25 protein-coding genes and 1 pseudogene are annotated in these 26,089 nt (G+C 68.2%); 23 read left to right on the top strand and 3 right to left on the bottom strand.

Annotated elements, in window-relative coordinates; translation table 11 throughout:
• Positions 1-1,469: pseudogene (locus AC3WQY_RS17200) on the top strand (DUF1631 family protein); the annotation flags it as partial.
• Positions 1,470-1,481: 12 nt separating this feature from the next.
• Here the strand turns inward: AC3WQY_RS17200 and AC3WQY_RS17195 are convergent.
• The 3 genes from AC3WQY_RS17195 to AC3WQY_RS17185 all read right to left on the bottom strand — a co-directional run bounded on the left by AC3WQY_RS17195 (position 1,482) and on the right by AC3WQY_RS17185 (position 4,363).
• Positions 1,482-1,934 carry a Smg family protein gene (locus AC3WQY_RS17195; RefSeq protein ID WP_285235147.1) on the bottom strand — a complete coding sequence of 151 codons (453 nt, stop codon included), beginning with the start codon at positions 1,932-1,934 and terminating at the stop codon, positions 1,482-1,484.
• A gap of 109 nt (positions 1,935-2,043) precedes the next feature.
• The gene (dprA, locus tag AC3WQY_RS17190; protein ID WP_492709773.1) at positions 2,044-3,150 is read right to left on the bottom strand and encodes a DNA-processing protein DprA; all 1,107 of its coding nucleotides are present in this window, start codon (positions 3,148-3,150) and stop codon (positions 2,044-2,046) included.
• Positions 3,151-3,178: 28 nt separating this feature from the next.
• Positions 3,179-4,363 (bottom strand): LysM peptidoglycan-binding domain-containing protein, encoded by a 1,185-nt coding sequence (locus AC3WQY_RS17185; RefSeq protein ID WP_492709770.1) that lies wholly within the window; start codon positions 4,361-4,363, stop codon positions 3,179-3,181.
• A gap of 185 nt (positions 4,364-4,548) precedes the next feature.
• On the opposite strand from AC3WQY_RS17185, the gene def reads away from it, so the two are divergent.
• The 22 genes from def (at position 4,549) to AC3WQY_RS17075 (ending at position 26,023) form a co-directional block, all read left to right on the top strand.
• On the top strand, positions 4,549-5,067 hold the full coding sequence (def, locus tag AC3WQY_RS17180) for a peptide deformylase (protein WP_285235150.1): 519 nt from the start codon (positions 4,549-4,551) through the stop codon (positions 5,065-5,067).
• Positions 5,068-5,072: 5 nt separating this feature from the next.
• Complete coding sequence (fmt, locus tag AC3WQY_RS17175; protein ID WP_492709769.1) at positions 5,073-6,029, top strand: methionyl-tRNA formyltransferase; 957 nt, start codon at positions 5,073-5,075, stop codon at positions 6,027-6,029.
• A gap of 43 nt (positions 6,030-6,072) precedes the next feature.
• A complete protein-coding gene (gene htpX, locus AC3WQY_RS17170; protein WP_492709768.1) occupies positions 6,073-6,918 on the top strand; it encodes a zinc metalloprotease HtpX in 846 nt (281 codons plus the stop codon).
• Between the two features lie 43 nt (positions 6,919-6,961).
• Complete coding sequence (locus AC3WQY_RS17165; protein WP_492709767.1) at positions 6,962-7,363, top strand: hypothetical protein; 402 nt, start codon at positions 6,962-6,964, stop codon at positions 7,361-7,363.
• Between the two features lie 146 nt (positions 7,364-7,509).
• A complete protein-coding gene (locus AC3WQY_RS17160; protein WP_492709766.1) occupies positions 7,510-8,274 on the top strand; it encodes a head GIN domain-containing protein in 765 nt (254 codons plus the stop codon).
• 65 nt (positions 8,275-8,339) lie between these two features.
• Positions 8,340-9,074, top strand: a complete 735-nt coding sequence (locus AC3WQY_RS17155) for an AzlC family ABC transporter permease (protein ID WP_492709765.1) — start codon at positions 8,340-8,342, stop codon at positions 9,072-9,074.
• Complete coding sequence (locus AC3WQY_RS17150) at positions 9,071-9,400, top strand: AzlD domain-containing protein (protein ID WP_492709764.1); 330 nt, start codon at positions 9,071-9,073, stop codon at positions 9,398-9,400. The genes AC3WQY_RS17155 and AC3WQY_RS17150 overlap by 4 nt, the downstream gene beginning before the upstream one ends.
• A 59-nt stretch (positions 9,401-9,459) precedes the next feature.
• A complete protein-coding gene (locus AC3WQY_RS17145; RefSeq protein WP_492709763.1) occupies positions 9,460-10,653 on the top strand; it encodes a phosphoglycerate kinase in 1,194 nt (397 codons plus the stop codon).
• Positions 10,654-10,825: 172 nt separating this feature from the next.
• Positions 10,826-11,176, top strand: a complete 351-nt coding sequence (locus tag AC3WQY_RS17140) for a c-type cytochrome (protein WP_492709762.1) — start codon at positions 10,826-10,828, stop codon at positions 11,174-11,176.
• Between the two features lie 131 nt (positions 11,177-11,307).
• On the top strand, positions 11,308-13,242 hold the full coding sequence (locus tag AC3WQY_RS17135) for a cytochrome C (RefSeq protein WP_492709761.1): 1,935 nt from the start codon (positions 11,308-11,310) through the stop codon (positions 13,240-13,242).
• Between the two features lie 118 nt (positions 13,243-13,360).
• Positions 13,361-15,838 (top strand): OmcA/MtrC family decaheme c-type cytochrome, encoded by a 2,478-nt coding sequence (locus AC3WQY_RS17130; RefSeq protein ID WP_492709760.1) that lies wholly within the window; start codon positions 13,361-13,363, stop codon positions 15,836-15,838.
• A 71-nt stretch (positions 15,839-15,909) separates the two neighbouring features.
• Complete coding sequence (locus AC3WQY_RS17125) at positions 15,910-16,878, top strand: DmsE family decaheme c-type cytochrome (RefSeq protein ID WP_492709759.1); 969 nt, start codon at positions 15,910-15,912, stop codon at positions 16,876-16,878.
• Positions 16,879-16,897: 19 nt separating this feature from the next.
• Positions 16,898-19,069 carry an MtrB/PioB family decaheme-associated outer membrane protein gene (locus AC3WQY_RS17120; protein WP_492709758.1) on the top strand — a complete coding sequence of 724 codons (2,172 nt, stop codon included), beginning with the start codon at positions 16,898-16,900 and terminating at the stop codon, positions 19,067-19,069.
• A gap of 82 nt (positions 19,070-19,151) precedes the next feature.
• Positions 19,152-19,793: a heme ABC exporter ATP-binding protein CcmA gene (ccmA, locus tag AC3WQY_RS17115; RefSeq protein WP_492709757.1), complete on the top strand. Its 642-nt coding sequence runs from the start codon at positions 19,152-19,154 to the stop codon at positions 19,791-19,793.
• Positions 19,790-20,458: a heme exporter protein CcmB gene (ccmB, locus tag AC3WQY_RS17110; RefSeq protein WP_285235169.1), complete on the top strand. Its 669-nt coding sequence runs from the start codon at positions 19,790-19,792 to the stop codon at positions 20,456-20,458. The genes ccmA and ccmB overlap by 4 nt, the downstream gene beginning before the upstream one ends.
• Positions 20,459-20,480: 22 nt before the next feature.
• Positions 20,481-21,227 carry a heme ABC transporter permease CcmC gene (gene ccmC / locus AC3WQY_RS17105; RefSeq protein WP_285235170.1) on the top strand — a complete coding sequence of 249 codons (747 nt, stop codon included), beginning with the start codon at positions 20,481-20,483 and terminating at the stop codon, positions 21,225-21,227.
• The gene (ccmD, locus tag AC3WQY_RS17100; protein ID WP_285235171.1) at positions 21,224-21,406 is read left to right on the top strand and encodes a heme exporter protein CcmD; all 183 of its coding nucleotides are present in this window, start codon (positions 21,224-21,226) and stop codon (positions 21,404-21,406) included. Before ccmC ends, ccmD begins: the two co-directional genes overlap by 4 nt.
• Positions 21,403-21,891, top strand: coding sequence for a cytochrome c maturation protein CcmE (gene ccmE, locus AC3WQY_RS17095; RefSeq protein ID WP_492709756.1), 489 nt, complete (start codon positions 21,403-21,405; stop codon positions 21,889-21,891). Before ccmD ends, ccmE begins: the two co-directional genes overlap by 4 nt.
• Positions 21,888-23,876, top strand: a complete 1,989-nt coding sequence (locus AC3WQY_RS17090; protein WP_492709755.1) for a heme lyase CcmF/NrfE family subunit — start codon at positions 21,888-21,890, stop codon at positions 23,874-23,876. Before ccmE ends, AC3WQY_RS17090 begins: the two co-directional genes overlap by 4 nt.
• Entirely contained in the window at positions 23,873-24,403 is a 531-nt protein-coding gene (locus AC3WQY_RS17085; RefSeq protein WP_285235174.1) for a DsbE family thiol:disulfide interchange protein, read from the top strand. The genes AC3WQY_RS17090 and AC3WQY_RS17085 overlap by 4 nt, the downstream gene beginning before the upstream one ends.
• Positions 24,390-24,851: a cytochrome c-type biogenesis protein gene (locus tag AC3WQY_RS17080; RefSeq protein WP_342399179.1), complete on the top strand. Its 462-nt coding sequence runs from the start codon at positions 24,390-24,392 to the stop codon at positions 24,849-24,851. Before AC3WQY_RS17085 ends, AC3WQY_RS17080 begins: the two co-directional genes overlap by 14 nt.
• A complete protein-coding gene (locus AC3WQY_RS17075; protein WP_492709754.1) occupies positions 24,848-26,023 on the top strand; it encodes a tetratricopeptide repeat protein in 1,176 nt (391 codons plus the stop codon). Before AC3WQY_RS17080 ends, AC3WQY_RS17075 begins: the two co-directional genes overlap by 4 nt.
• The last annotated feature ends 66 nt before the right edge of the window (positions 26,024-26,089 follow it).

The raw sequence follows: 26,089 nt of genomic DNA, 5'->3' as shown, positions 1-26,089 counted from the left end.
CCGCCGCCGCGGTGAGCGCCGCGAGCGCGGGTGCGCCCCGCAGCGCCAGTGCGCCGATGCCGGCGCCGGCAATGGTGACGGTGTCGGCCCGCCTCAGCGCCGCCATCAACCATGCGCAGGACGCGCTGCAACGCCGCCCCATGCCGGCCGAGAGCGCCAAGGCCACCGCACCGCAGGTGCTGGACGACCTGAAGGCGCGCAACCAGGCCTTCAAGCAGGTGCTCAAACAGGCGGCCGACACGCCGGCCGAGCGCGCCACCATCGAGGTGGTGGCCCTGCTGTTCCAGAGCATCCTCACCGAGGAGCGTATTCCGGCCTCGGTGCGCGTCTGGTTTGCGCGCCTGCAGATGCCGGTGCTGCGCGTGGCCGTTTCCGAACCCGATTTCTTCGCCACCACCGACCATCCGGCGCGCCGCCTGATCGACCGCATGGGCGCCTGCGTGATGGGCTTCAATGCCGCGCAGGGCGATGTGGGCGATGCGCTGGAGCGCGAGATCAAGCGCGTGGTGCAGGTGGTCGAGGCCTACCCCGACACCGGCCGGCGCGTGTTCCAGACCGTGCTGACCGAGTTCGAGAAATTCCTCGCGCATTACTTCGAGCAGGAGAACCAGGCCTCGGTGAAGGGTGTCTCGCTGGCGCAGCAGGTCGAGCAACGCGAGACCATGGCGATCCAGTACACCATCGAGCTGCGCAAGATGCTCAACGAGGTGCCGGTGCAGGATGGCGTGCGCGAATTCCTGTTCCAGGTCTGGGCCGATGTGCTGGCCGTCAGCGGGGTGCGCAACGGGCCGCAGTCCGAGAACACCAAGCTGATGAAGCGCGCGGCCGCGGACCTGATCTGGTCGGCCAGCGCCAAGGTGTCGCGCGAGGAGCGGGCCGAGGTGATACGCCGCCTGCCGCCCCTGCTCAAGACCCTGCGCGATGGCATGAGCCATGCGGGCCTCGGCAGCGACAAGCAGGATCAGCACATCCGCGCCCTCAACAATGCCCTGGCCGCCGCCTTCACCGCCAAGACCGCGGCGATACCGCGCGAGCGTCTGGACGATCTGATGGGTCAGCTGGAGGCACTGGAGGCCATGCTGCCCGAGGGCGAGGGCGAGCTCAACGAGTCGCTGGTGCGCGATCTCTCCAGCCATGAGACCGAAGACCTGGAAGTGGTGGCCGAGGGCGGTTCCATGCCCACGCCGGCGATGCTGGCCTGGGCCCATGAGTTGCAGGTGGGCGGCTGGTACATGCTGGACTACCGAGGCCGCAACGATGCGGTGCAGCTGGCCTGGCGCGGCGTGCGCCACGGCCTCACGCTGTTCGTCTCACCCAAGGGGCGCGGTGTGCTGTTCCAGCTGAATCGCCTGGCGGCCTTCCTGCAGGCCGGTCTGCTGCTGCCGGCCCAGGACGAGGCCCTGACGGTGCGCGCCACGCGCAATGCGCTCGCCAAGCTGGACGTGGATCCGAGCCGCCTGGTGAATTGATCGCCCGGCGGGCTAGTGAATGAGGCGGTCTTCGGGGGCGACGAAGAGTTCGTCCAGGATCAGCGCATCGGGCTCCTCGCCCAGGCTCCAGAACACCATCAGCACGATGATCTTCAGGTCCTCCAGGTCCATCGGCGCACCGGGGATGGCCATCGCGCGGTCGATCACCATCTCGCGCATCGGCGGCGGCAGCACACCGGCCGAAGCCAGGAAGCTGATGAAGCCCACCGAGGCCTCGCCCAGATGGTCCAGCTCGTCGACCGAGTAGACACGCATGCTCGTGACGCCCTGTTCGCCCTGGTAGGACTCGGCCGCATGGGCCAGCCCATCCAGCCAGGACAGCGCCTCCTGGATCTCGTCGGTCTCGAAGCCTACGGCCGACAACTTGCGCGTCAGCTGGGCGTGGTCCGGGCAAGCGTCCGGGCGCCAATAGGTTTCGTAGAGGTAGACGAGGACGTCAAACATGGGCGCACTATAACCCAGGGCTCCCAAGCCCCCGGCGCGCAAAGGGGGCTGAAAACGGGCTTGAATTGGGCGTTCCGGCGCGCCATCCGGTCAGATTTCAGGCCCGCTTTCAGGCCTGCGCGCGGCGCTGGAACAAGGCGCCCGGCAGGCGTGCCACCGCGCCGGCGAGCTCGAGGTCCAGCAGCAGGGCGCTCAACTGGGCGGCGCTCCAGCCGCCGCGCGCCATCAGCGCATCCAGCGACACCGGGTCATAGCCCATCGCCTCCAGCACCAGGCCGGGCTCGTCCAAGGCGGCGCGCGGCGCCGGCAGGGGTGCCGCCGCCGCGCGGTGGCGGGTGCTGGGCTCCAACGCGTCCAGCACCTCCTGCGCGTTCTCCACCAGCGCTGCGCCCTGGCGCAACAGCGCATGGCAGCCCTGGCTGAGCGGCGAGTGGATCGAGCCGGGGATGGCAAAGACCTCGCGGCCGGCCTCGCTGGCCAGGCGTGCCGTGATCAGCGAGCCCGATTGCAGCGCGGCCTCCACCACCAGGCAGCCGCGCGCGAGCCCGGCAATGATGCGGTTGCGGCGTGGGAAGTTGGCGGCCAGGGCCGGCATGCCCAGGGCGTATTCGCTCACCAGCAGGCCCTGCTCGCTGAGCCGTTCGGCCAGGGCCTCGTGCCGGCGCGGGTAGATCTCGTGCAGTCCGGTGCCCAGCACCGCGATGCTGCTGCCCGGCCCCTTCAGCCCGCCCTCATGGGCGGCGCCGTCGATGCCCAGGGCGAGGCCCGAGACGATGCAGTAACCCGCCTCGCTCAGCGCAGCGGCGAAATGCAGGGCGTTGTCGCGGCCCTGGTGCGAGGGGTGGCGGCTGCCGACCACGGCCACCGCGTCGCTGCCCAGCAGCGCGCGCCGACCCTGCAGATAGAGCAGCAACGGCGGATCGGGGCTGTTCAGCAGGGGCAGGGGATAGTCGGCGTCGCCCAGGCAGAGCAGGCTGCGGCGCCCGTCGGCGGCCAGCCAGGCCAGCGTCCGCGCCAGCAACTCAGGCAGCTGCGGCGGCGGCTGTTGCAGCGTCCGCACCAGCTCGGGACGGATTAATGCGCCCCAGGCCGGCGGCCCGGCCGCCAGCACCGCCTGGGGGCTGCCCAGGCCGGCGAGCAGGCGACGCACGCCTGCCAGGCCCAGGCCGGGGGTTTCCAGCAACTGCAGCCAGGCGCTCAGCTCATCGCGGTCCATGGTGGCGACGCGATGTGCGCGCAAGCGCTCAGGGCTGGGTGAAGCGGTCGCCGGGCGCGACCGGGTCCTTGACCGAGACGATCAGCGCATAGGACACGCGCTGGTAGACCTGGAACACGAACAGCAGGCCATGGCGCTCGTCGGGCAGGCGGATTTCCTGCGGCTTGTCGCCGGTCTTGTCGCGTGCGATGCGGCCGGCCTGCCAGAGCGCCAGCACATGGCCACGCTCCATGCCGTCCTGCTTGCCGCGGTTGATGGCGACGATCTGGTTCTGGCCGGCGGTGAGCGCCTCCCCGTAGATGGAGATGACCTGGCCCGATACCGGCTGGGTCGGCGAGTGCGGCACATAACGCTCGAAATTGCGTGGCGGCACCAGCGAGAGGCGGTCGCCCTCGCCCATTTCCTGGCGCGCGGTGCGGATGCTCAGGGTCGCCGGCACGATCTCCGCCTTGCCGTTGGCGTCCGGGCCCTCGCGGCCGGGGCGCAGCATGTCGGCCGTGCCCAGATAGGGGGCTTCGTAGCCGAGGATTTCCTTGCTGACCGGATCGCGCAGCGGCGTGGTGTTGCGGAACACGCGGTATTCGCCGCCCTGGATCAGTTCGCCGCGGGCATAGGCCAGGTCGCCGCGCGTCAGCAGCACACGGCCTTCGGGCGTGGCGACGATGCGCGGCGCCAGCGCCAGCTCATCGGTATCGAACACCACTGCATCGGTCAGGAAGGGCTCGATCAGATGCTGGGGGATCGCGGTGATGGGGTTGTCTTCCAGGCGGCTGCTGCGCACCCGTGGCGACAGCTTGGTGGTGCCGGCCGCCTGCGCCGATGCGTCGTTCATCGAGCGCGCCAGCTCCAGCCGGGCGCGGCCGTTGCTCTTCACCAGCAGCAAGACCTGACCCGGGTAGATCAGGTGCGGGTTGGAGACCTGGTCGCGGTTCATGCCCCAGAGCTCGGGCCAGCGCCAGGGGCTGCTGAGGAAGAGCTTGGAGATGTCCCACAGCGTGTCGCCGGGCTTGACGGTGTGCGAGTCCGGCGCGCCGGGCGCCAGCTCGGAAATCGGCACACCGGCATCGGCCACGCGTTGCGCGGTCTCGCGTTGCTCGGGGGTGATGGGATAGTTGGTCGCGTGGCCAGGGCCGCTGGCGATGCAGATGCTCAGGCCAAGGAGGCCGGCAGTGAGTCTTGCGTGGGAGCTCAAGGGCTGCCTTTCTATCGTCATTGCAGGGCGTTTTTTGCTGGTGCAGGCGGCGCACGCGCGGATCGGCGAAAATGCCGCCTCAGCTCGCGGCGATTCTGCCCCCATTCCGGGGTGGTCGCAATGAAAGCGGTGGGCGCCCCGGCGCTCTTGCAAGCACTTACAAACAGACGTTGTGCGGCGTCCACAAGGCGCGCATGGAAGCCCCGATGGCCAAACTGAACATCCTCCGTTATCCCGACCCCCGCCTGCACACCGTGGCCAAGCCCGTGGCCGAGGTGGACGAGCGCATCCGTCAGCTCGTCGACGACATGCTGGAAACCATGTATGCGGCCGAGGGCGTGGGCCTGGCCGCCACCCAGGTGGACGTGCATGAGCGCGTGGTCGTGATCGACACCTCGGAGGACCGCAACAAGCCGCGCGTGCTGATCAACCCCGAGCTGATCGCCACCAGTGCCGAGTTCACCGAGGGCGAAGAGGGCTGCCTGTCGGTGCCCGCCATCTATGACAAGGTGCCGCGCCACAGCCGCGTCACGGTGCGTGCCCTGGGCCGCGACGGCCAGCCGCACGAGTTCGACGCCGAGGGCTTGCTGGCGGTGTGCGTGCAGCATGAGATGGACCACCTGATGGGCAAGGTGTTCGTCGAATACCTGAGCCCGCTCAAGCGCGAGCGCATCAAGACCAAGATGATCAAGAAGACCCGCGAAGAGCAGGGCCGCGGCCGCTGATGGGCATGCGCGTCGTCTTCGCCGGGACCCCGGAATTCGCCGCCCGCGCGCTGGCGGCGCTGCTGGCGGCCGGTTTTGAGCTGCCACTGGTGCTGACCCAGCCGGACCGCCCGGCCGGCCGCGGCATGAAACTGCAGGCCTCGCCGGTGAAGCAGCTGGCGCTGCAGCATGGGATCAAGGTGGCGCAGCCGATCAGCCTGAGGCTGGACGGCAAATACCCCGATGAGGCCGCGGCCGCACGCCAGGCCTTGCTGGACGCGCGCCCGGATGTGATGGTGGTGGCGGCCTATGGGCTGATCCTGCCGCAATGGGTGCTGGACCTGCCGCGCCTGGGCTGCCTGAACATCCATGGCTCGCTGCTGCCACGCTGGCGGGGTGCCGCGCCCATCCACCGCGCCATCGAGGCCGGTGATGCCGAGACCGGCATCACCATCATGCAGATGGATGCGGGCCTGGATACCGGCGCCATGCTCATGACCGAGCGTCTGCCCATCGGCGCCACCGACACCACCGCCAGCCTGCACGACAAGCTGGCGGCGCTGGGCGCGCGCCTCATCGTCGAGGCCTTGGAGCTGGCGGCCTGCGGGGGCTTCCATCCGCAGCCCCAGCCGGAGGCAGGGGTGACGTACGCCCACAAGATCGAGAAGAGCGAAAGCCAGATCGACTGGCGCCAGCCCGCCGCCCGGATCGAGCGCCGCCTGCGCGCCTTCGACCCATTCCCGGGCGGGCTGGCCCAGCTGGGCGACGAGGCGCTGAAGATCTGGCGCGCCAAGGTCTGCGAGGGCCGCGGCGAGCCCGGCGAGGTGCTGGCCGCCGACGCCACCGGCCTGGTGGTGGCCTGTGGCGAGCAGGCGTTGCGCCTCACCGAGTTGCAACGCGCCGGCGGCAAGCGCCTGCCGGCAGCGGCTTTTCTGCAGGCGCGCCCGGTCCTCAAGGGCGAGCGCTTGAAATCCGCCGCCTGAGCATCATCTAAGCGGCTCCAGCCACTCCGACGGAGAGACCCCGATGTTCAACATCATGAAGACCGCCATCCTGATGGCCGCCATCACCGCCCTGTTCATGGCGATCGGTGCGCTGCTGGGCGGGCGTAGCGGCATGATGCTGGCCCTGGTGGTGGCGCTGGGGATGAACTTCTTCAGCTACTGGTTCTCCGACCAGATGGTGCTGAAGATGTACAACGCGCAAGAGGTGGACGAAACCTCGGCACCGCAGTTCTACGCGATGGTGCGCGAGCTGGCCGCCAAGGCCGAACTGCCGATGCCGCGCGTCTATGTGATCAACGAAGAGGCCCCGAACGCCTTTGCCACCGGGCGCAATCCCGAGCATGCGGCCGTGGCCGCCACCACCGGCATCATGCGCGTGCTCTCTGAGCGCGAGCTACGCGGCGTGATGGCGCACGAGCTGGCGCATGTGAAGCACCGCGACATCCTGATCTCCACCGTCAGCGCCACCATGGCCGGCGCGATCTCGATGCTGGCCAATTTCGCGATGTTCTTCAGCGGGCGCGATTCCGAGGGGCGGCAGACCAACCCCATCGTCGCCATGCTGGTGATGATTCTGGCGCCCATCGCCGCCAGCCTGATCCAGATGGCGATCAGCCGCGCGCGCGAGTTCGAGGCCGACCGCGGTGGCGCCGAGATCTCGGGCGACCCGCGGGCGCTGGCCTCGGCGCTCGACAAGATCCACCGCTATGCCCAGGGCATTCCGCTGGGCCCGGCCGAGGCGCACCCGGAAACGGCCCAGATGATGATCATGAACCCGCTCTCGGCCGACGGCATCAAGGGCTTGTTCAGCACCCATCCGGCCACCGAGGAGCGCGTGGCGCGCCTGCTGGCGATGGCGCCCCGCTGAATCCACATTTAAGACCGGCGCCGCAATGGCCGATAGCTCCGGGATGAAGCGACTTCTTCTCCTGCTGCTGCCCCTGCTCGCCAGCCTGGCGGCCTGCGACCAACTGGGCATCGAAGATCCGGCCAAGCTGGCCACCGCCAAGGAGGCCGAGGGCAAGGCCGTGGGCAGCGCCTGCCGCCACGCCCTGCGCGCCATCGAGGACTGCTACACCCTCAACCCCAAGGCCCAGAAGGCGGCGGTGTTCGCCGGCTGGAAGGAGATGGACGAGTACATGCGCGAGAACAAGCTCGAGGGCGTGGCGCCGGTGGTGCCACGGCCGGGCAGCGTCAAGCCGGGCGAGGGCGAGCCTGAGAAGGCCGAGAAGGCCGATGACAAGGCCAGCGCCGCCAAGGAGGGCAAGGGCGCCAAGGATGCCAAGGACGGCAAGGCGAAAGCCGCGCACTGACGCAGGAGCGCAGGCCCGGGCCGCTGCAGTTTTGCAGCGGCTTTTTGCATTTGGCGCCCGCCACCTGGCAGTTGGTCGATTCATGCTGGCCCGCCCCGGCCCCGGGGTCGCATGATGCGCAGCACCAGATCCCAACGGAGCCACTCATGAACACCACCCGTCGTTTTGCCGCCCTGACCCTGATCACCGCCGCCGGCCTGGCCGCCATGGGCTCGGCCCAGGCCTGGAGCTGGAGCATCGGCTCCGAGCGCGTGAACGGCTCGGGCGAAATGAGCACCGAGACGCGCGACGTCGGCAGCTTCGATGCCATCTCGGTCACCGGCGGCTTCAAGGTGCAGGTGCGCCAGAGCAGCAGTCACAAGGTCGAGGTCAAGACCGACAAGAACCTCCTGCCCTATCTTGAAACCAAGGTGGTGGACGGCAGCAAGGGCCGCACGCTCGAGATCGGACCCAAGCGCGGCTATTCGCTGAATGCCAGCAACACGCCCATGATCAGCATCGACATGGCGCAGCTGCGCGCCGTCGCCATCGCGGGCTCCGGCGATGTGCGCGTGGAGGCGATGAAGACCGGCGAGCTGGACGCCTCGATCGCCGGCTCCGGCGACATCCGCTTCGACGAGCTCAATGCCGAACGCCTGGCGCTGAAGATTGCCGGCAGCGGCGATATCGTGGCCAGCGGCCGCGCCGCCAACCTGAATGTCTCGGTCTCGGGCAGCGGTGACGTGAAGGCGCGCGCGCTGGTGGCCGAGGACGCCAAGGTGCGCATTGCCGGCAGCGGCGACGTGATCGTGCAGGCCAACAAGAAGCTGGACATCTCGATCGCCGGTTCGGGCGGTGTCAGCTATCTGGGCAACCCCGAGATCAGCATGCACACGGCCGGCAGCGGCACGGTGCGCAAGCTCAACAACTGAGCGCAGGCCGCACGCCGCAAGCCCTGGCGGCGGCACCGGCCCGGAGCCCATACGACAATCGCCGTATGGGCTTTTCTCCTTGGGCGCAATGGCGTCATCCTGAATTCCGGCGCGGCGCGCGCGAGATGCTGGGCATCACCCTGGGCATCTCGGCCTGGGGGCTGGTGACCGGCGTGGCGATGGTGAAGAGCGGGCTGTCGCTGTGGCTGGCCCTGCTGATGAGCCTGATCGTGTTCGCCGGCAGTTCGCAGCTGGCGGCCCTGCCGCTGATCGCCGGCGGCGCACCGCTGTGGGTGCTGTGGGCCACGGCCTTCTGCGTCAACCTGCGCTTCGTGATCTTCAGTGCCCAATGGCGCCTCTACTTCGGGCATTTGCCGCGTTGGCAACGCCTGACCCTGAGCTATTTCGCGGCCGACCTCAATTACGTCGCCTTCATGCGGCGCTTTCCTGACCCTCTGGCCGAGCCCGAGGCGCAGCAGCCCTATTACTGGGGAGGCGTGGCGTTGAACTGGTGTGCCTGGCAGTTGCCCTCGATCGCCGGCATCCTGCTCGCCGACCGCGTGCCCACCGAATGGGGCCTGGGCTTTGCCGGCGTGCTGGCGCTGCTGGGCCTGACCTACTCGCTGCTGTCCTCGGGCAAGTCCTGGATCTCGGCGGGCGTGGCGGGCTGCGCGGCGGTGGCCGCCTACGCGCTGCCGCTGCGGCTCAACATCGTCGTGGCGATCGCCGCGGCCGTGGCCATCGGCCTGCTGCTCGACCATTGGAAGCCCGACGCCGCCAAGCCGGAGCTGCGCGCATGAGCAATTGGGAGGCGACGCTGGGCATCCTCGGTCTGGCCCTGATCACGCTGCTGACACGGGGCTTCTTCCTGCTGCCCAGGCGCGAGCTGCCCATGCCCGACTGGGCCAAGCAGGGCTTGCGCTACGCGCCGCTGGCGGCGCTGGCGGCCGTCATCGTGCCCGAGATCGTGCTGACCAAGGGCCAGCTGGTGTCGACCTGGCAGGATCCGCGCCTGTTCGCCGTGGCCGTGGGCACGGCCTATTTCTTCTGGAAGCGGGGCATTCTCGGCACCATCGTCAGCGGCACGGCGGTGATGCTGGCCTTGCGCCTGGGCCTGGGTTGGTAAGCTAGCGGTTTGCGGCGCCGCTGGCGCGCCGCCCTGATTACCAACCAAGCAAGCCCATCATGAACGTCCTGCGTTTCTCCGATCTGGTTGCTGCCGGCCAAGTGGCCGGGCAGCGCGTCTTCATCCGTGCCGACCTGAATGTGCCGCAGGACGATGCCGGCAACATCACCGAAGACACGCGCATCCGCGCCTCCATCCCCTGCATCGAGCAGGCCCTCAAGGCCGGCGCCGCGGTGATGGTGACCTCGCACCTGGGCCGCCCCACCGAGGGCGAGTTCAAACCCGAGGATTCGCTCGCCCCGATCGCCAAGCGCATGGGCGAGCTGATGGGGCGCGAGGTGCCGGTGCTGGCCAACTGGGTGGACGGCGTGAGCGTGGCGCCCGGCCAGCTGGTGCTGCTGGAGAACTGCCGCGTCAACAAGGGCGAGAAGAAGAACAGCGAAGAGCTGGCCAGGAAGCTGGCGGCGCTGTGCGACATCTATGTGAACGATGCCTTCGGCACCGCGCACCGCGCCGAGGGCACGACCTATGGCATCGCCCAGTTTGCCAAGATCGCCTGCGCCGGCCCGCTGCTGGCGGCCGAGATCGATGCCATCGGCAAGGCGCTGGCCGCGCCCAAGCGGCCCCTGGTGGCGATCGTGGCCGGCTCCAAGGTCTCGACCAAGCTGACCATCCTGAAGGCCCTGTCGGAGAAGGTCGACGGCCTGATCGTGGGCGGCGGCATTGCCAATACCTTTTTGCTCGCCGCCGGCCTGCCGATCGGCAAGTCGCTGGCCGAACCCGACCTGGTGGGCGAGGCCAAGGCGGTGATCGAGGGCATGAAGGCGCGTGGCGCGGCCGTGCCCATCCCGGTGGACGTGGTGGTGGCCAAGCGCTTTGCTGCCGACGCCGAGGCCATCGTGAAGCCGGTGGCCGAGGTGGCCGAGGATGACCTGATCCTGGACATCGGCCCGCAGACGGCCGCGCATTTGGCCGAGCAGCTCAAGGCGGCCGGCACCATCGTCTGGAACGGCCCGGTGGGCGTGTTCGAGTTCGACGCCTTTGCCCATGGCACCGAGACCATCGCACGCGCCATTGCGGCGTCCAGCGCCTTCTCGATCGCCGGCGGTGGTGACACCCTGGCGGCGATTGCCAAGTACGGCATCGAAAAGGAGGTGGGCTACATCTCCACCGGCGGTGGCGCCTTCCTGGAGGTGCTGGAAGGCAAGACTCTGCCGGCCTTCGAAATCCTGGCGAAACGCGCCGGATCCTAAGGGTTATCCCAGGGTGGGTGTTGCTCTGCAGCCCCACCCCATCAGCACTTGCGCTAGATCAAGTGCGTACTTGCCGTCACCCCGTTAGGCTAGACCTGTCGATAGGAGTGCGCGTGGCCCGAGCCGCGCGGTGCTCCATCCGGCGCTTGTCCAAAGCACTGAAAGGTTGAAGATGAGATCCAAGAGCCTCTCACCGCGCTGGGCCCTGTGTGCCCTGGTCGCAGCCGCCTTCGCCGTCCCGCATGGGGCGCAGGCCGCCGATGCCGATGCCGCCAAGGCGCTGGCCAAGAAGAACGACTGCTTCAAGTGCCACGCGGTCGACAAGGACAAGAAGGGCCCGTCCTTCCAGAAGATTGCCGCCAAGTACAAGGGCAAGGCCGACGGCGAGGAAAAGGCCATCAAGAACATGACCACCGGCCCCAAGGTCAAGCTCGACGACGGCACCGAGGAAGAGCACAAGATCATCAATACGAAGGACGCCGACGCGATCAAGAACCTCGCGCAGTGGATTCTGTCCAACTAGCGGCATAGCATCCGCTGGGCCCGCTCAGGCGGGCCCCTCCAGGCCTGCCAAGGGCCTCGGCACAACTCCAAAGAAGAAGAACTATGCGCGGCACTCCTTTTGGGCGATGGGCCCGTCGACTGGGTCTCGGTTTGGGTCTGGCCTTGTTGGGCCTGGGTGCGGTGGCCGACAACGAGGGCTGCCTGAGCTGTCATGCCACGGGCACGCACAAGCTTGAAGTGCCGGACGCGCAGGGCAAGCCGCGCACTTTGGCGACCATGTCGGCGAAGGCCTATGGCAAGAGCGTGCACGCCAAGCTGGAATGCGTGGCCTGCCACATCGCCATCAAGGACCAACCCGCGCCGGGCAATGGCCACCAGAAGGATGGCGCGGCCCTGCCCAAGTCGGCCAGCTGCGCCGATTGCCACCAGCAGCTGTGGGACCAGGCCAAGCAGGACGGCAGCGCCGCCGCCAAGCCGCGCCTGGGCCTGGTGGCCGAGAACGTGGCCGCCTACAAGCAGTCCTTCCATGCCCGCGTGAGCAAGAAGGACGCGAGCAAGGTCAACGCCAGCTGCGACAACTGCCACGACACGCACAGCTTCGCCATTCCCACCAAGGGCAGCACCGAGCACGCGCGTTGGCGCAGCAACAGCGCCGCCATGTGCGGCGAGAAGTGCCATAGCGACGAACTCGACGAGTACGCGGAGTCGGTGCACGGCAAGGCGGCGCTCGAGAAGCATGACAGCAAGGCCGCGGTGTGCTCCGACTGCCATACCTCGCACGCCATCGGCAACACCTCGGCCAGCGCGGTGAAGCTGGCCATCACCGCCAGTTGCGGCAGCTGCCACGCCGAAAACTACCAGTCCTACAAGGCCACCTACCACGGCCAGATCAGCACCCTGGGCTATGCCTACACCGCCAAGTGCTTTGACTGCCACGGCAGCCACGGCATCCTGGAGGCCAAGGACCCCGATTCCAAGGTCCATCCGGACAACCGCATGGACACCTGCCGGACCTGCCACAACGGCAAGAAGGAGCTGGCCGAGGCGCCCAAGGGCTTCGCCAGCTTCCAGCCGCACGGCCATCCGCACGACTTCGAGCGCTATCCGCAGATGTGGATCGGCTACCAGATCATGGTGCAGCTGCTGGTCGGCACTTTCGGCTTCTTCTGGCTGCACACCTTGCTGTGGTTCTACCGCGAGTACAAGGACAGGCAGCAGGCCAAGCTGCGCCCTCATGTCAAGCTGGATGCGCTGCCGCCCGAGTTGCAGGGCAAGCATTTCAAGCGCTTCGGTGCGATCTGGCGCCTGGCCCACATCAGCTTTGCGCTCAGCCTGATGATCCTCACGCTCACCGGCATGCCGCTGTTCTATCCGGATGCCGCCTGGGCGCCCTGGGTGATGCAGGCGCTGGGCGGGCCCAAGGTCGCGGGCCTGATCCACCGCGTCAATGCGGTGATCTTTGCCGGCGTGTTCTTCTGGCACCTGTTCTATATCGCGCTGCGCATCTGGAAGAAGCGCAAGACCTTCCGCATCTTCGGCCCGGATTCGCTGGTGCCCAATCTGCAGGACGGCAAGGACATGCTCGCCATGTTCAAGTGGTTCTTCGGCAAGGGCCCGCGCCCGGTGTTCGAGCATTGGACCTACTGGGAGAAGTTCGACTACTGGGCGCCGTTCTGGGGCGTCACCATCATCGGCGTGAGCGGCTTGATGATGTGGCTGCCCAATATCACCGGCGCCTGGCTGCCCGGCTGGGTCTTCAATGTGGCGGCCATCTTCCATGGCGAGGAAGCCTTCCTGGCGGTGGTGTTCCTGTTCACCGTGCACTTCTTCAACAACCACTTCAGGCCCGACAAGTTCCCGCTCGAGGTGGTGATGTTCACCGGCACGATGAGCCTGGAGCATTACCGGCGCGAGCATGCGGTGGAGTACGAGCGCCTGCTGAAGTCCGGCGAACTCCAGAAGTACGTGGTCGACGCACCGGCGGCGCCCATGACGCTGGCCTCCAAGGTGTTGGGTTTCACCCTCATTGCGGTGGGTCTGACCCTGCTGGCCGGGGTGGCGATCGGCTTCTTTTCCGGCACTTGATGCGGACTTGATCGAGAACAACTGACCCGCACAAACATGTCGATACAAGCGTGATGTGAATTTCGAATCGCCGTCGGGCCGAACCGATGGCAACAGTTCCTGGAACAAGGAGAAAGCTATGAAGCAGCAGCTGACTCGATGGGGCATGGCCGTGATGACGGCGATCGCCCTTGCAGCGTGCGGCGGCGGCGGGTCCGATCCGGCTCCTGCACCGACACCCACGCCCACCCCCACGCCGGCTCCGACGGTCAAGGAACTGCTCAGCAAAGCGGCCGCGGTGGCCAGCAATGACACCGCCACCAACACCTCGGCGCCCTTCCTGACGGTGCAGGATGCCGGCGTGGCCGCCGTCACCATCGCCAGCCCGCCCAAGGTGAACTTCGCCATCTACTCGGATGGCCAGCTCAAGACCGGCCTGGCCATCACCAACGTCAGCTTCGCGATCGCCAAGCTGGTGCCGGGCAGCAATGGCGAGCCCGACCAATGGGTGAACTACATCTACCGCAAGGAAACCGCGGCGGCGAATGTGGGCCCCAACAACAAGCCGGTGCTGGCCACGGCCATGCAGGCCACCACCGACGGCAAGCAGACCGATGCGGCGCTGCTCGCCGCGCAGCTGGTGGCCAGCCCGGACGGCTACTACACCTACACCTTCAAGACCGACATCAAGGACCCCGCCCAGACCAATGGCGTGGTCTTCGATGCCACCAAGACGCACCGCGTCGCGATCCAGCTGAGCTACCAGAATGCGGCCGGTGAGACGGTGCGGGTGAATCCCTACTTCGACTTCACCATCGATGCGAACGGCAAGTCGGTGCCCGTGACCGACCCGAGCAAGACGCGCAAGATGACCGATGTGGCCAGCTGCAACGGCTGCCACGAGAAGCTCGCCCTGCACGGCGGGGGTCGCGTCGACACGCAGTACTGCGTGATGTGCCACAACCCCGGTACGGTGGATGCCAACAGCGGCAACAACCTCAACCTGGCGACGATGGCGCACAAGATCCACGCCGGCAAGCTGCTCAAGGCCAAGCTGGACGCCGGCAAGGGCGGCGAGGACTACACCATCTGGGGCTACCAGAACACCAAGGTGGGCTTCGCCGAGGTCGGCTTCCCGCAGGATCTGCGCAATTGCACGGTCTGCCACTCGGGTGCCAACGCGTCCACCCCGCAGGGTGACAACTGGAAGGACAAGCCCAGCAAGGAAGCCTGCCTGACCTGCCACGCCAATGGCACGGGCTCGGACTGGGAGACCAGCCACAAGGTCTACGCCGGCACGCTGGTGAAGGCCGGTGCGGCCGCCAAGGATCTGAGTAATGCGCAATGCGTCGAGTGCCACAAGGCCGGCACCAATATCGGCTCGGACCGCGTGCACTGGAACCAGAACGAGGAGAACGGTGCCAAGTACAAGATGAACATCGAGAGCACCAGCTACGACGCTGCCACGCGCAAGGTGACCGTCAAGTACTTCCTCTCCGATCCCACCAACAACAACGCCGCCTACAACCTGGTGACCTCGGAGTGCACCGGCACGGGCGCGAGCCTGGCCTGCGCCAACACCACCAAGTTCGGCAATCTGCGCTTCTATCTGGGTTACCAGAACCAGATCGGCCAGCCCGCGGGCGTGACCGAGTTCAGCGCCAACAACACCGGTGGCAGCGCCGCCAACGTCTATGCCTACAAGGGCACGAACGATGGCAGCAACCACTACACGGTGGACATCGTGGTGCCGCCCGACACGGCCACCTCGGTCGCCTTCGGTACCGCCCGCGTGGTGAGCATCGGCCAGATCAAGGAGCCCAAGCTGCAGGTCAAGTGGGCCACCGACCCGCGCCCTGAAGTGACGCCCAAGGTGCTCGTCAACACCGTGGTGAAGAACACCTTCAAGGAGCTTGCGCTGAGCGGCACGCTGCAACCGCGCCGCGTCATCGTGGCGAGCGAGAAGTGCAATGTCTGCCACGGCGCCCTGGGCACGACCTCGGGTTCCAACACCCTGGCCGAGGCCTTCCACGGCGGTGCACGTGACACGGTGGAAGCCTGCGTGGTCTGCCACGATGCCAACAAGGTGTCGTCGACGGTGATGACCAATGGTCTGGTGCTGAACGAGTCCTACCAGTTCAAGCGCATGATCCACGGCATCCACGGCAACTCGAAGCGGACCTATCCGTTCACGCACGGCAATACCGTGGTGGGCGTGTTCAACAAGGACGGCAGTTCGGCCACCGGCGGTGCACCGCTGGCCGCGAATGTGGAGAACTATGCCGCCGAGGTCGCCTGGCCGGGTGTGGGCGTGAATTGCAACGTCTGCCACGTCAACAACTCGTACAAGCAGGATCTGAGTCCGCTGGCGTCGGTGGTGAAGAAGGACACGGGGGTGACCGACCCCGGCCTTTGGAGGGTGATCACACCCAAGGCGGCAAGCTGCACCGCCTGCCACGATTCGAGCAAGGCCATCGCCCACGTCACCTCCTTCGGTGGTGCCGCCTTCGGCGACAAGACTCAGGCGCAGTTCCTGGCCGGTGCGCGTGAGACCTGCGATGACTGCCACGCCAGTGGCGGCTTCAAGGGCGTGGACATCGTCCACGGTCAGAAGTAGTGATGTGTCCGGGCGGCCGGCGGCTTGCGCCGTCGGCCGGGCTCGGCTCGCCAGACCCGCAGGGAGTTCGAATGCGTATCACAGCTTGGATGGCAGCCCTTGCGGTGAGCTTGCTGGCTTGCACGGGCTGGGCCCGTGCCGAGGCCGAGCCGACCGGTGCCGCCTTCTGCGTCACCTGTCATGACAGCGACGACCTGCCCGACATGAGCCGCTCGGCCCATGCCGCCAGCAAGGATGCGCGCGTGCCCGATTGCATCAGCTGCCACGGGCCCAGCGAGGCGCATGCGCACAAGCCCAAGGGCGCCAAGGCCCAGCCCAAGCCCGACCGCATGTTCAGCAAGGCCCTGGCCATGCCTGCCCATGAAAGCAGCGCGGTGTGCCAGACCTGCCACGAGAAGGACGCCAAGCGCGCGCTCTGGAACGGCAGCCAGCACCACAGCGCCGATGTGGCCTGCAACAGCTGCCACAAGATCCACACCAACAACGACCGCGCGCTCGCCAAGGCCAGCCAGACCGAGCTCTGCTACGCCTGCCACAAGGAGCAGCGCGCGCAGCTCAACAAGCCTTCGCACCACCCGGTGCCGGAGGGCAAGATGAGCTGCTCCGATTGCCACAATGTGCATGGCTCGATGGGCCCCAAGCTGGCCAAGCGCGACAGCACCAATGCCACCTGCTACAGCTGCCACGCCGAGAAGCGCGGCCCCTTCGTGCACCAGCATGAGCCGGTCAGCGAGGATTGCGCGAGCTGCCACAACCCGCATGGCAGCACCGTGCAGGCGATGCTGAAGTCGCGCCCGCCGATGCTGTGCCAGCAATGCCACACGCCCCATGTGGCCGGCGGCGTGGGCGCGGTGGGCGGGCAGCCCGGCGTCTTCACGCCGCTGCAGCCCGGCCAGCCGGCGCTCATCGGCGGCACCAGCAGCGGCAAGAACGTGGTGAACCTCTGGCAGGGGCGCAGTTGCATGAACTGCCATACCCAGGTGCATGGTTCCAACAACCCCTCGGTCAGCAATCCAACGCCGCACCTGATGCTGCGCTGAGACTCGGAGAGCATCCATCATGACTCACGCAAGGCAGACCGCACTGACCCTGGCGCTGCTCACCGCGCTGGGCGCGGTGCATGCCGAAGGCAGCGAGGTTGAGTCCACCATCCATTTCGGGTTGGGCATGCTGGGCAGCGGGCGCGCCGACAACACGCGCTTCGGCCAGTACAGCGGCGTGCGCCTGGGCGATCGCCCGGTGGGCCTGCTGAGCCTGGACTACCAGCGCCGCGACGACGAGGCCGGCACCTCGATGTGGTTGCGCGGCAGCGATCTGCTGGGCGAGACGCGCGAACTGGCGCTGGGCTGGAACAAGCAGGGCGACTGGAAGCTGCGCGCCCGCTACGGCGAGACCGTGCGCCACGACCCCAACAGCGTCAACACGCTGCTCACGGGCGCCGGCTCGACCAGCCCGCAAGTGGTGGCCGGCGCCGCCGGCGGCGGCAGCGAGCTGCACCTGAAGCAGCAGCGCAGCGGCTTCGGCATCGGCCTGTGGAAGGCGCTCGGCCCGGCCCTGTCGCTGGAGCTGGATCTGAAGACCGAGGACAAGGTCGGCACCCGCCTGTTCGGCGTGGGCATGAACTGCCCCAGCCTGCTGCTGCCGACCTGCCGCGGTGCCACCGGCATCAGCACCGGCTCGGCGCTGGTGATGCTGCCCGAGCCCATCCATGCGAATCACAGCCAGGTCGAGGCCCGGCTCAGTTATGCGGGCGAGCAGCTGCGCGTCAGCGCCGGCTACTACGGGTCCTTCTTCAACAACCGCTACGACGCCCTGACGCCGCAAATCCCTGGCAGCCTCAACAACCCGGTCGGCAGCCTGCTGCCGCTCAGCCCGGGCCTGCTGACGGCGCTGAGCCAGCCGATCGCGCTGGCGCCCGACAACCAGGCGCACCAGCTGGACATCACCGGCGTCTACACGCTCACGCCGATCGCGCTGCTGAACTTCAAGCTGGGCATGGGCCAGGCGCTGCAGCACCAGAACTTCGCGGCCTCGGGCCTCAGTGGCGCGCCGGCCGGCGTGGCCGACCTGGGTGGGCGGCTCGACAGCACGCAGGCGCAGCTGGGCTTCAGCCTGCGGCCGACACCGAAGCTGGCGCTGCAGGCGGAATGGCGCTACGAGGATCGCGACGACAAGACGCCGATCCAGCTCTACAACGTGGAGGACAAGTCCTTCTATACCAACCGCGGCCTGCCCAGCACCAAGTCGCGCGGCAAGCTGCAGCTGAGCTACCGCTTCAGCAACAATCTGCGCGGCACCCTGGTGGGGCAGTTCGAGGCCATCGACCGCGGCGTCTTCACCGCCAGCAGTGCGATCTCGGGCGTGAGCGCGCTGCGCCAGCGCACCGACGAAACGGTCTACAAGGCCGAGTTGCGCCACAGCGTGTCCGAGTTCTTCAGCGGCAGCCTGGGCTTCGAGCGCAGCCAGCGCGACGGCAGCAACTGGCTGAAGGACAACAGCGGTCTGGGCGTCAGCGAGGTCAGCGACCCCGCCAACCCGGCCAACGGCTTCACCACGGCGATCTTCATGCCGACGCTGGCCGATCGCCAGCGCGACAAGCTCAAGCTGCGCGCCGAGCTGCAGCCCAGCGAGGCCCTGACCCTGCAGTTCAGCGCCGAGGGCGGGCGCGACCGCTACACCTCGCCCAGCAGCTATGGCCTGCAGCGCACCGAGATGGACATGGTGGCGTTGGACGCCGACTACGCGCTGTCCGACAACTGGCACCTCAACGCCTATCTGTCGCAGGGCATCCAGACCCTGCACCAGGCGCGGCCCGCCGGCTACCTGCTCTCGTTCCGCAACAAGAACATCGGCGTGGGCGCCGGCTTCAGCGGCAAGCTGTCGGCCAAGTTCAGCGTGGGCGGCAACCTCGGCTATGTGGACGATGTCAATGTCTACACCCAGGCGCTCGACGCCATGGCCGGCGCCGACAGCGCGGCCCTGCTGGCGGCCACCGGTGGCCTGCCCGATGTGGTCTATCGCCAGACCTCGCTGCGCCTGTTCGGCCGCTACGAGATCGACGCCAAGTCCGCGTTGCGGCTGGACCTGGTGCACGAGCGTTCGCGCCTGAGCGACTGGAGCTGGGGCTACCAGGGTCTGCCCTTCGCCTACTCGGACGGCAGCACCGTGTGGCAGCAGCCCAATCAGCGGGCCACGCTGATCGCCATCACCTACAGCTACAAGTGGCGCTGAGCGGGCCCGTGCCAGGGCACCGCCCCTTGCCGTCTTGCGATATGTCAAGAGCGGGGTAGGCGTGGCCTTTACGATAGGGTCCATGCATGCGCCCGTTCCCGAGTCGAACCCACCCCCAGTGCTGAACGCGCGCGGCCTGGCATGCCGCCGTGGCCGCCGCACCCTGTTCCGTGGCCTGGACATGCAGCTGCGGCCCGGCAGCATCACCTGGTTGCGCGGCACCAACGGCAGCGGCAAGACCAGCCTGATGCGCATCCTGGCCGGCCTGTCGGCGGCCACCGAGGGCGTGCTGCAATGGTGCGACGGCGCGGGCGGGCAGCTGATCTATATCGGCCACAGCAATGCGCTCAAGGATGACCTGACCCTGGCCGAGGCGCTCGCCTTCCTGGCCCGCCTGCAGGGCCTGGACGATGCCGATGCGCGCGCGCACCGGGCCCTGGGCCTGCTGGGCCTGGCCTCGCGCTGCGAGCAGCCGGTGCGCACGCTCTCGCAGGGCCAGCGCCGCCGCGGCGCGCTGGCACGCCTGGCGCTGGACGACGAGCTGCCGCGCCCCTGGATACTGGACGAACCCTATGACGCCCTGGACCGCGACAGCATGGCCACCCTCTCGCGCCTGATCGAGGCGCATGCCGCGCGCGGTGGCATGGTGCTGCTGACCAGCCACCAGAGCGTGGACCTGGCCGGGGCCGCCGAGTTCGATCTCGAACCCTGGCGCTGCGCATGAGAGGGCTGCTGTGGGCCGTCACCAAACGCGATCTGCTGCTGGCGCGGCGCCGGCGCGTCGAGGCCTTGCTGCCGCTGGGCTTCTTCGTGGTGGCGGCGGGGCTGTTCCCGATCGCCATCGGGCCGGAGCCCAACACCTTGAAACTGATAGGGCCAGGTGTTGCCTGGGTCTGCGCGCTGCTGGCGGCGATGCTGTCGGTGACGCAGATGTTCGCCAGCGACCACCACGACGGCTCGCTGGAGCAGATGCTGCTGGCCGCCGAGCGCCTGGAGTGGCTGGTGCTCGGCAAGGTGCTGGCGCATTGGCTCAGCTCGGGCGTGCCCCTGGTGCTGGCCTCGCCGCTGATCGGCGTGCTGTTCGACATGCAGGCGCAGGCGATCGCCACGCTGGCCCTGAGCCTCTTGCTGGGCACGCCGGTGCTGAGCCTGCTGGGCGCGGTGGGCGCGGCGCTCACCCTGGGCCTGCGCAGCGGCGCCTCGCTGGTGTTTCTGCTGGTGCTGCCGCTGACCGTGCCGACGCTGATCTTCGGCACCGGCGCGGTGGGGGCGGTGGACGCCGGCCTCTCGCCGCAAGCGCATCTCTCGCTGCAGGGTGCGCTGCTGCTGCTGACCCTGCTGGGCGCACCGCTGGCCGCGGCCGCGGCGCTGCGCATCTCGCTCGATTGACACCGGTGTCATCATTCACGCCATGATCTTGCGCTTCAACACCTTTGCCGCCCCCTCGCGCTTCTACGGCCTGGCCGGCGGCCTGCTGCCCTGGTTCTGGGCCTCGGCCCTGCTGTTCGGCCTGGCCGGCCTGTATGTCGGCTTTGCGATGGCGCCCACCGATTTCCAGCAGGGCGAGGCCTATCGCATCATCTTCATCCACGTGCCCGCGGCCTGGATGTCCATGCTGATCTACATGGTGATGGCCTTCTGGGCCGCCTGGGGCTGGATGCTCAATGCCCGCATGGCCTCGATGTATGCGCGTGCGCTGGCGCCCACCGGCGCGCTGTTCACCTTCATCGCGCTGTGGACCGGCGCGCTGTGGGGCAAGCCCACCTGGGGCACCTGGTGGGTGTGGGATGCGCGCCTGACCTCGGAGTTCATCCTGCTGCTGATGTACCTGGGCTATATCGCCCTCACCGAGGCGATCGACGATCCGCGCCGCGCCGCCAATGCGGGTGCGCTGCTGGCCCTGGTCGGCGCGGTCAACATCCCCATCATCTATTTCTCGGTGCGCTGGTGGAATACCTTGCACCAGGGCTCCACCATCAGCATGACGGCCGCGCCCAAGATGGTGAGCACCATGCTGACCGCCATGCTGCTGATGACGCTGAGCTTCTGGGCCTACAGCTTCGCGGTGGTGTTCACGCGGGCGCGCGCCATCGTGCTGGAGCAGGAGGGCGAGACCGAATGGGTGCGCGCCCTGACACATTCGCGGGAGCAGGCATGAACTGGCAGTCGCTCGACAATTTCCTGCACATGGGGGGCTATGGCCTCTATGTGTGGGGTTCCTACGGCCTCACGCTGGCGGTGATGCTGGTCGAGGCCCTGGCCGTGCGGCGCCGCCAGCGCCAGGCCTTTGCTGCCGCGCGGCAGCTCGCTGCTGAAGATCCGGAGACCTACCGATGAAGCCCCGTCACAAACGCGCCGCCCTGGTCCTGGGCGTGCTGTCCATCGTCGGCCTCGCCGCCGCCCTGGTGCTGAATGCCTTCAACAGCAATCTGGTGTTCTTCTACACGCCCACCCAGATCGAGGCCAAGGAAGCCCCGGTGGGGCGCACCTTCCGCGTCGGCGGCCTGGTGCAGCCGGGCAGCGTGGTGCGCGAGGGCGTGACGGTGCGCTTCGTCGTCACCGACACGGTGAAGAGCGTGCCGGTCAGCTACGAGGGCGTGCTGCCCGATCTGTTCAAGGAGGGCAAGGGCGTGGTGGCCCAGGGCCAGCTGGGCGCCGATGGCCATTTCGCCGCGCGCGAGGTGCTGGCCAAGCATGACGAGAACTACATGCCGCCGGAAGCCGCCGACGCCCTGCAGCGCGCCGACAAGATGCGCGCCAAGATGCAGGGCACGCTCAGCCCCGCGCCCACCCCCGCGCCTGCCAACGGAGTCCAGAAATGATCCCCGAACTCGGACAAGTTTTGTTGCTGCTGGCGCTGGCCGTGGCCCTGATCCAGGGTGTGCTGCCGCTGGCCGGCGCCCAGCGCGGCCGCGCCGACTGGATGGCGCTAGCGCGCCCCAGCGCCTATCTGCAATGCCTGCTGGTGCTGGCCGCCTTCGCCTGCCTGACCTCGGCCTTTGTGCGCCACGACTTCTCGGTGCTCTACGTCGCCTCCAACTCCAACTCGCTGCTGCCGCTGCCCTACCGCATCGCCGCGGTGTGGGGCGGCCATGAGGGCTCGCTGCTGCTGTGGGTGCTGATGCTGAACGTCTGGACCGTGGCGGTGGCGCGTTTCAGCCGCAGCCTGCCGAATGTCTTCGTGGCGCGCATCCTGGCGGTGCTGGGCCTGGTGGCCGCGGGCTTTCTGCTCTTCATGCTGGTGACCTCGAACCCCTTCGATCGCCTGCTGCCCGCCGCTGCCGACGGGCGCGACCTGAATCCGCTGCTGCAGGACCCCGGCATGGTGGCGCATCCGCCCATGCTTTACATGGGTTATGTCGGTTTCTCGGTGGCCTATGCCTTTGCCATCGCGGCGCTGATCGGCGGCAACCTCGACGCCACCTGGGCGCGCTGGACGCGGCCCTGGACCACCGCGGCCTGGATCTTCCTGACCTTCGGCATCGGCCTGGGCAGCTGGTGGGCCTACAACGAGCTGGGCTGGGGCGGCTGGTGGTTCTGGGACCCGGTCGAGAACGCCTCCTTCATGCCCTGGCTGGTGGGCACGGCGCTGATCCATTCGCTCGCCGTCACCGAGAAGCGCGGCAGCTTCAAGGTCTGGACCGTGCTGCTGGCCATCATGGCCTTCTCGCTCTCGCTGCTGGGGACCTTCCTGGTGCGCTCGGGCGTGCTGTCCTCGGTGCATGCCTTTGCCACCGACCCCCGCCGCGGCCTCTTCATCCTGATCTTCCTGGTGCTGGTGATCGGCGCCTCGCTGCTGCTGTTCTCCTGGCGCGCGCCCAGCGTGGGCCTGGGCCAGCGCTTCGGCCTGCTCTCCAAGGAGACCTCGCTGCTGGTCAACAACATGCTGCTGGCGGTGGCCTGCGGCGCGGTGCTGCTGGGCACGCTCTATCCGCTCTTCCTTGATGCCATGGGCATGGGCAAGATCTCGGTGGGGCCGCCGTACTTCGACACCGTGTTCACCCTCATCATGGCGCCCCTGCTGATGCTGATGGGCATCGGGCCGCTGATGCGCTGGAAGGAAGACGATCTGTCCGGGCTGGCGCGGCGGCTGCGCTGGGCCCTGGTGCTCGCGATTGGCGCGGCGTTGCTGACGAGCTGGGCGGCCGGCCGCATCGCGCCCGCCACCACCGGCGCGCTGGCGCTGGCCTACTGGATCATCGCCTCGATGGGGGTGGATCTGCTGGAACGCCTGCGCCCACGCGGTGGCATGAGCGGCGGCGTGGTCGGGCGCATGCGCCTGCTGCCACGCGCCATGGTGGGCATGTGGATCGCGCACCTGGGCGTGGCGCTGTTCGCCTTCGGCGTGGCCATGGTCAAGACCTACGAGACCGAGCGCGACGTGAAGATGACGGCCGACGCCAGCACCGAGGTGGCGGGCTACCGCTTCCGCATGGTGTCGGTGAGCGATGTGCAGGGCCCCAACTATGTGGCGGCGCAGGCGCTCATCGAGGTCAGCCGCGACGGCCAACTGCTCGCCACCCTGCGCCCCGAGAAACGCATCTACAAGGTGCAGAGCAACCCCATGACCGAGGCGGCGGTGGACAGCAATCTGCTGCGTGACCTCTACATCTCGATGGGCGAGCGCCTCGACAACGGCGACTGGATCGTGCGCGTGCAGCACAAGCCCTTCATCAACTGGATCTGGCTGGGCTGCCTGGTGATGATGGGTGGCGGCCTGCTGGCCACCAGCGACCGGCGCTACCGCAGCCGCCAGACGCGCAGTGCGGAGTTGCCCGCGGGCATGGCGGGGGAGGGCACGCGATGAACCGCTTCCTGCTGCCGCTGGGTGCCTTTCTGCTGCTGGCCCTGTTCCTGGCCCTGGGCCTGCGCCTCAATCCGCGCGAGGTGCCGTCGCCCCTGATCGACAAGCCGGCGCCGGCCTTCCAGGCCAGCACGCTGGCGCGGCCCGAGGCGACCATCAAGCGCGAGGACCTGCTGGGCAAGGTCTGGGTGCTGAATGTCTGGGCCTCCTGGTGCGCGGCCTGCCGCGACGAGCATGCGCTGCTGGTGGACTTCTCGCGCCGCGGCGTGGCGCCCATCTACGGCCTCAACTACAAGGACAAGCGCGAGGACGGCCTCGGCTGGCTGGGCCGCTTCGGCAACCCCTATACCGACACGCTGTTCGACCCCGAGGGCCGCATCGGCATCGACTACGGCGTCTACGGCGTGCCCGAGACCTTTGTGATCGATAAGGCCGGGCTGATCCGCTACAAGCACATCGGGCCGGTCACGCCCGAGGTGCTGCGCGACAAGATCGAACCGTTGCTGAGGAAACTCGATGCCAATGCTTGAGCGCGGAATCCTGCATGCCCTGCTGGCCTTGCTGCTGGGCCTGAGCCTGGCCGCCGCCCGGGCCACCGAGGCCCCGGTGGTGGCCGCCAACCCCGAGATCGAGGCGCGCATGATGGTGCTGGCCGCCGAGCTGCGCTGCCTGGTGTGCCAGAACCAGACCATCGCCGATTCGCATGCCGGCCTGGCCGAGGACCTGCGCCAGCAGATCCGCGAGATGTTGGCCAAGGGCATGAGCGAGCGCCAGATCCTCGATTACATGACCGAGCGCTACGGCGATTTCGTGCTCTACCGCCCGCCGTTCAAGGCCAGCACGCTGCTGCTGTGGGTGGGCCCGGGCCTGCTGCTGCTGCTCGCCCTGGGCACGCTGTGGCGGGTGCTGCGGCGCCGCCAGGCCATGGCCCCCGAGGCCTTCGATCCCGACACCCCTGACGAAGACGCCGCCCGATGACCTCTCATGACGAACTCAAGACCCGGCTGACCCAGCTGGATGCGTTGATTGCCGGCGGCGTGCTCAAGGGCAAGGAGGCGCGCCAGGCGCGCAGCCAGCTGGAGGCGCAGCTGCGTGCCGCCCAGCAGGCGCCGGCCGCCGCGGGTGGGCCGACGCGACCCTCGCCGCGCCTGCTGGCGGGCCTGGGCCTGTTCGCCCTCGCCCTCACCGTTGCGGGCTATGCCTGGCTGGGCAATCCGGCCGGCTGGTCGCAGACGCCGGGTGCCCGGCCGGTGCAGGCGGAAGCGCCCGCCGATGGCGCCGCCCACGCGATGGAGGCCAAGCAGTTCGAGGCCATGGCGGAACGCCTGGCCGAGCGCCTCAAGAGCCGGCCCGACGATGCCGAGGGCTGGACCATGCTGAGCCGCTCCTATGCGGTGCTGGGCCAGTTCGACAAGGCGGTGACGGCCTATCAGCGCGTCGTCAAGCTGCGCCCCGACGATGCCCAGGTGCATGCCGACTACGCCGACGCGCTGGCGATGGCGAATGGCCGCAAGCTCGATGGCGAACCCGAGCGCCTGCTCAAGCGTGCGCTGGAGCTGGATCCCGACAATGCCAAGGCCCTCTCGCTGGCCGGCACGCTGGCCTTTGACCGCGGCGACGCGGCCACCGCGGCGCGCCATTGGGAGCGCGCGCTCCAGCGCATCGAGCCCGGCAGCGAGCTGGCGCAGCAGCTGCAGGGCGCGCTGGCCGATGCGCGCCAGCGCGCCGGCCTGCCGGCCAAGCTGCCCGAGGCCCCCGCCCAGGCGCGCGCCGAGGCGGCGGTGCCGGCGCAACCGGCCGCGGTGGGCGCCGCCCTGCGCGTGCGCGTGAGCCTGGCGCCCGAGCTCGCCGCCAAGGCCGCGCCCGACGACACCTTGTTCGTGTTCGCGCGCGCCTCGCAAGGGCCCAAGGCGCCGCTGGCGATCCAGCGCCGCCAGGTCAAGGACCTGCCGCTCGAGCTCACGCTGGACGACTCGATGGCGATGAATCCCGCGCTCAAGCTTTCCAGCGTCGAGCAGGTGGTGGTGGGTGCGCGCATCAGCAAGAGCGGCAATGCGATGCCGCAGCCGGGGGACATGCAGGCGCTGTCGCCGGCGCTGAAGGTGGGCGGTGCGGCGGTGGAATTGCAGATCAAGCAAGTGTTGCCCTAGTCCGAACCCTGGCTTGCCATCTTTGCATGCCAGGCAAAGGAGTCGGCATCGCCATGCAGCAATCGC

It is taken from the genome of Roseateles sp. FW301-B2 (assembly GCF_058788955.1).
Note: the sequence above shows the minus strand (reverse complement) of the source record. Positions and strands in the feature narration are given on the sequence as shown.

Bases quoted from the DNA above. Each gene is read 5' to 3' on its own strand.
- AC3WQY_RS17195 (WP_285235147.1), bottom strand. From the start codon at position 1,934: ATGTTTGACGTCCTCGTCTACCTCTACGAAACCTATTGGCGCCCGGAC.
- dprA (WP_492709773.1), bottom strand. From the start codon at position 3,150: ATGGACCGCGATGAGCTGAGCGCCTGGCTGCAGTTGCTGGAAACCCCC.
- AC3WQY_RS17185 (WP_492709770.1), bottom strand. From the start codon at position 4,363: ATGACGATAGAAAGGCAGCCCTTGAGCTCCCACGCAAGACTCACTGCC.
- def (WP_285235150.1), top strand. From the start codon at position 4,549: ATGGCCAAACTGAACATCCTCCGTTATCCCGACCCCCGCCTGCACACC.
- fmt (WP_492709769.1), top strand. From the start codon at position 5,073: ATGCGCGTCGTCTTCGCCGGGACCCCGGAATTCGCCGCCCGCGCGCTG.
- htpX (WP_492709768.1), top strand. From the start codon at position 6,073: ATGTTCAACATCATGAAGACCGCCATCCTGATGGCCGCCATCACCGCC.
- AC3WQY_RS17165 (WP_492709767.1), top strand. From the start codon at position 6,962: ATGAAGCGACTTCTTCTCCTGCTGCTGCCCCTGCTCGCCAGCCTGGCG.
- AC3WQY_RS17160 (WP_492709766.1), top strand. From the start codon at position 7,510: ATGAACACCACCCGTCGTTTTGCCGCCCTGACCCTGATCACCGCCGCC.
- AC3WQY_RS17155 (WP_492709765.1), top strand. From the start codon at position 8,340: ATGGGCTTTTCTCCTTGGGCGCAATGGCGTCATCCTGAATTCCGGCGC.
- AC3WQY_RS17150 (WP_492709764.1), top strand. From the start codon at position 9,071: ATGAGCAATTGGGAGGCGACGCTGGGCATCCTCGGTCTGGCCCTGATC.
- AC3WQY_RS17145 (WP_492709763.1), top strand. From the start codon at position 9,460: ATGAACGTCCTGCGTTTCTCCGATCTGGTTGCTGCCGGCCAAGTGGCC.
- AC3WQY_RS17140 (WP_492709762.1), top strand. From the start codon at position 10,826: ATGAGATCCAAGAGCCTCTCACCGCGCTGGGCCCTGTGTGCCCTGGTC.
- AC3WQY_RS17130 (WP_492709760.1), top strand. From the start codon at position 13,361: ATGAAGCAGCAGCTGACTCGATGGGGCATGGCCGTGATGACGGCGATC.
- AC3WQY_RS17125 (WP_492709759.1), top strand. From the start codon at position 15,910: ATGCGTATCACAGCTTGGATGGCAGCCCTTGCGGTGAGCTTGCTGGCT.
- AC3WQY_RS17120 (WP_492709758.1), top strand. From the start codon at position 16,898: ATGACTCACGCAAGGCAGACCGCACTGACCCTGGCGCTGCTCACCGCG.
- ccmA (WP_492709757.1), top strand. From the start codon at position 19,152: ATGCATGCGCCCGTTCCCGAGTCGAACCCACCCCCAGTGCTGAACGCG.
- ccmB (WP_285235169.1), top strand. From the start codon at position 19,790: ATGAGAGGGCTGCTGTGGGCCGTCACCAAACGCGATCTGCTGCTGGCG.
- ccmC (WP_285235170.1), top strand. From the start codon at position 20,481: ATGATCTTGCGCTTCAACACCTTTGCCGCCCCCTCGCGCTTCTACGGC.
- ccmD (WP_285235171.1), top strand. From the start codon at position 21,224: ATGAACTGGCAGTCGCTCGACAATTTCCTGCACATGGGGGGCTATGGC.
- ccmE (WP_492709756.1), top strand. From the start codon at position 21,403: ATGAAGCCCCGTCACAAACGCGCCGCCCTGGTCCTGGGCGTGCTGTCC.
- AC3WQY_RS17090 (WP_492709755.1), top strand. From the start codon at position 21,888: ATGATCCCCGAACTCGGACAAGTTTTGTTGCTGCTGGCGCTGGCCGTG.
- AC3WQY_RS17085 (WP_285235174.1), top strand. From the start codon at position 23,873: ATGAACCGCTTCCTGCTGCCGCTGGGTGCCTTTCTGCTGCTGGCCCTG.
- AC3WQY_RS17080 (WP_342399179.1), top strand. From the start codon at position 24,390: ATGCCAATGCTTGAGCGCGGAATCCTGCATGCCCTGCTGGCCTTGCTG.
- AC3WQY_RS17075 (WP_492709754.1), top strand. From the start codon at position 24,848: ATGACCTCTCATGACGAACTCAAGACCCGGCTGACCCAGCTGGATGCG.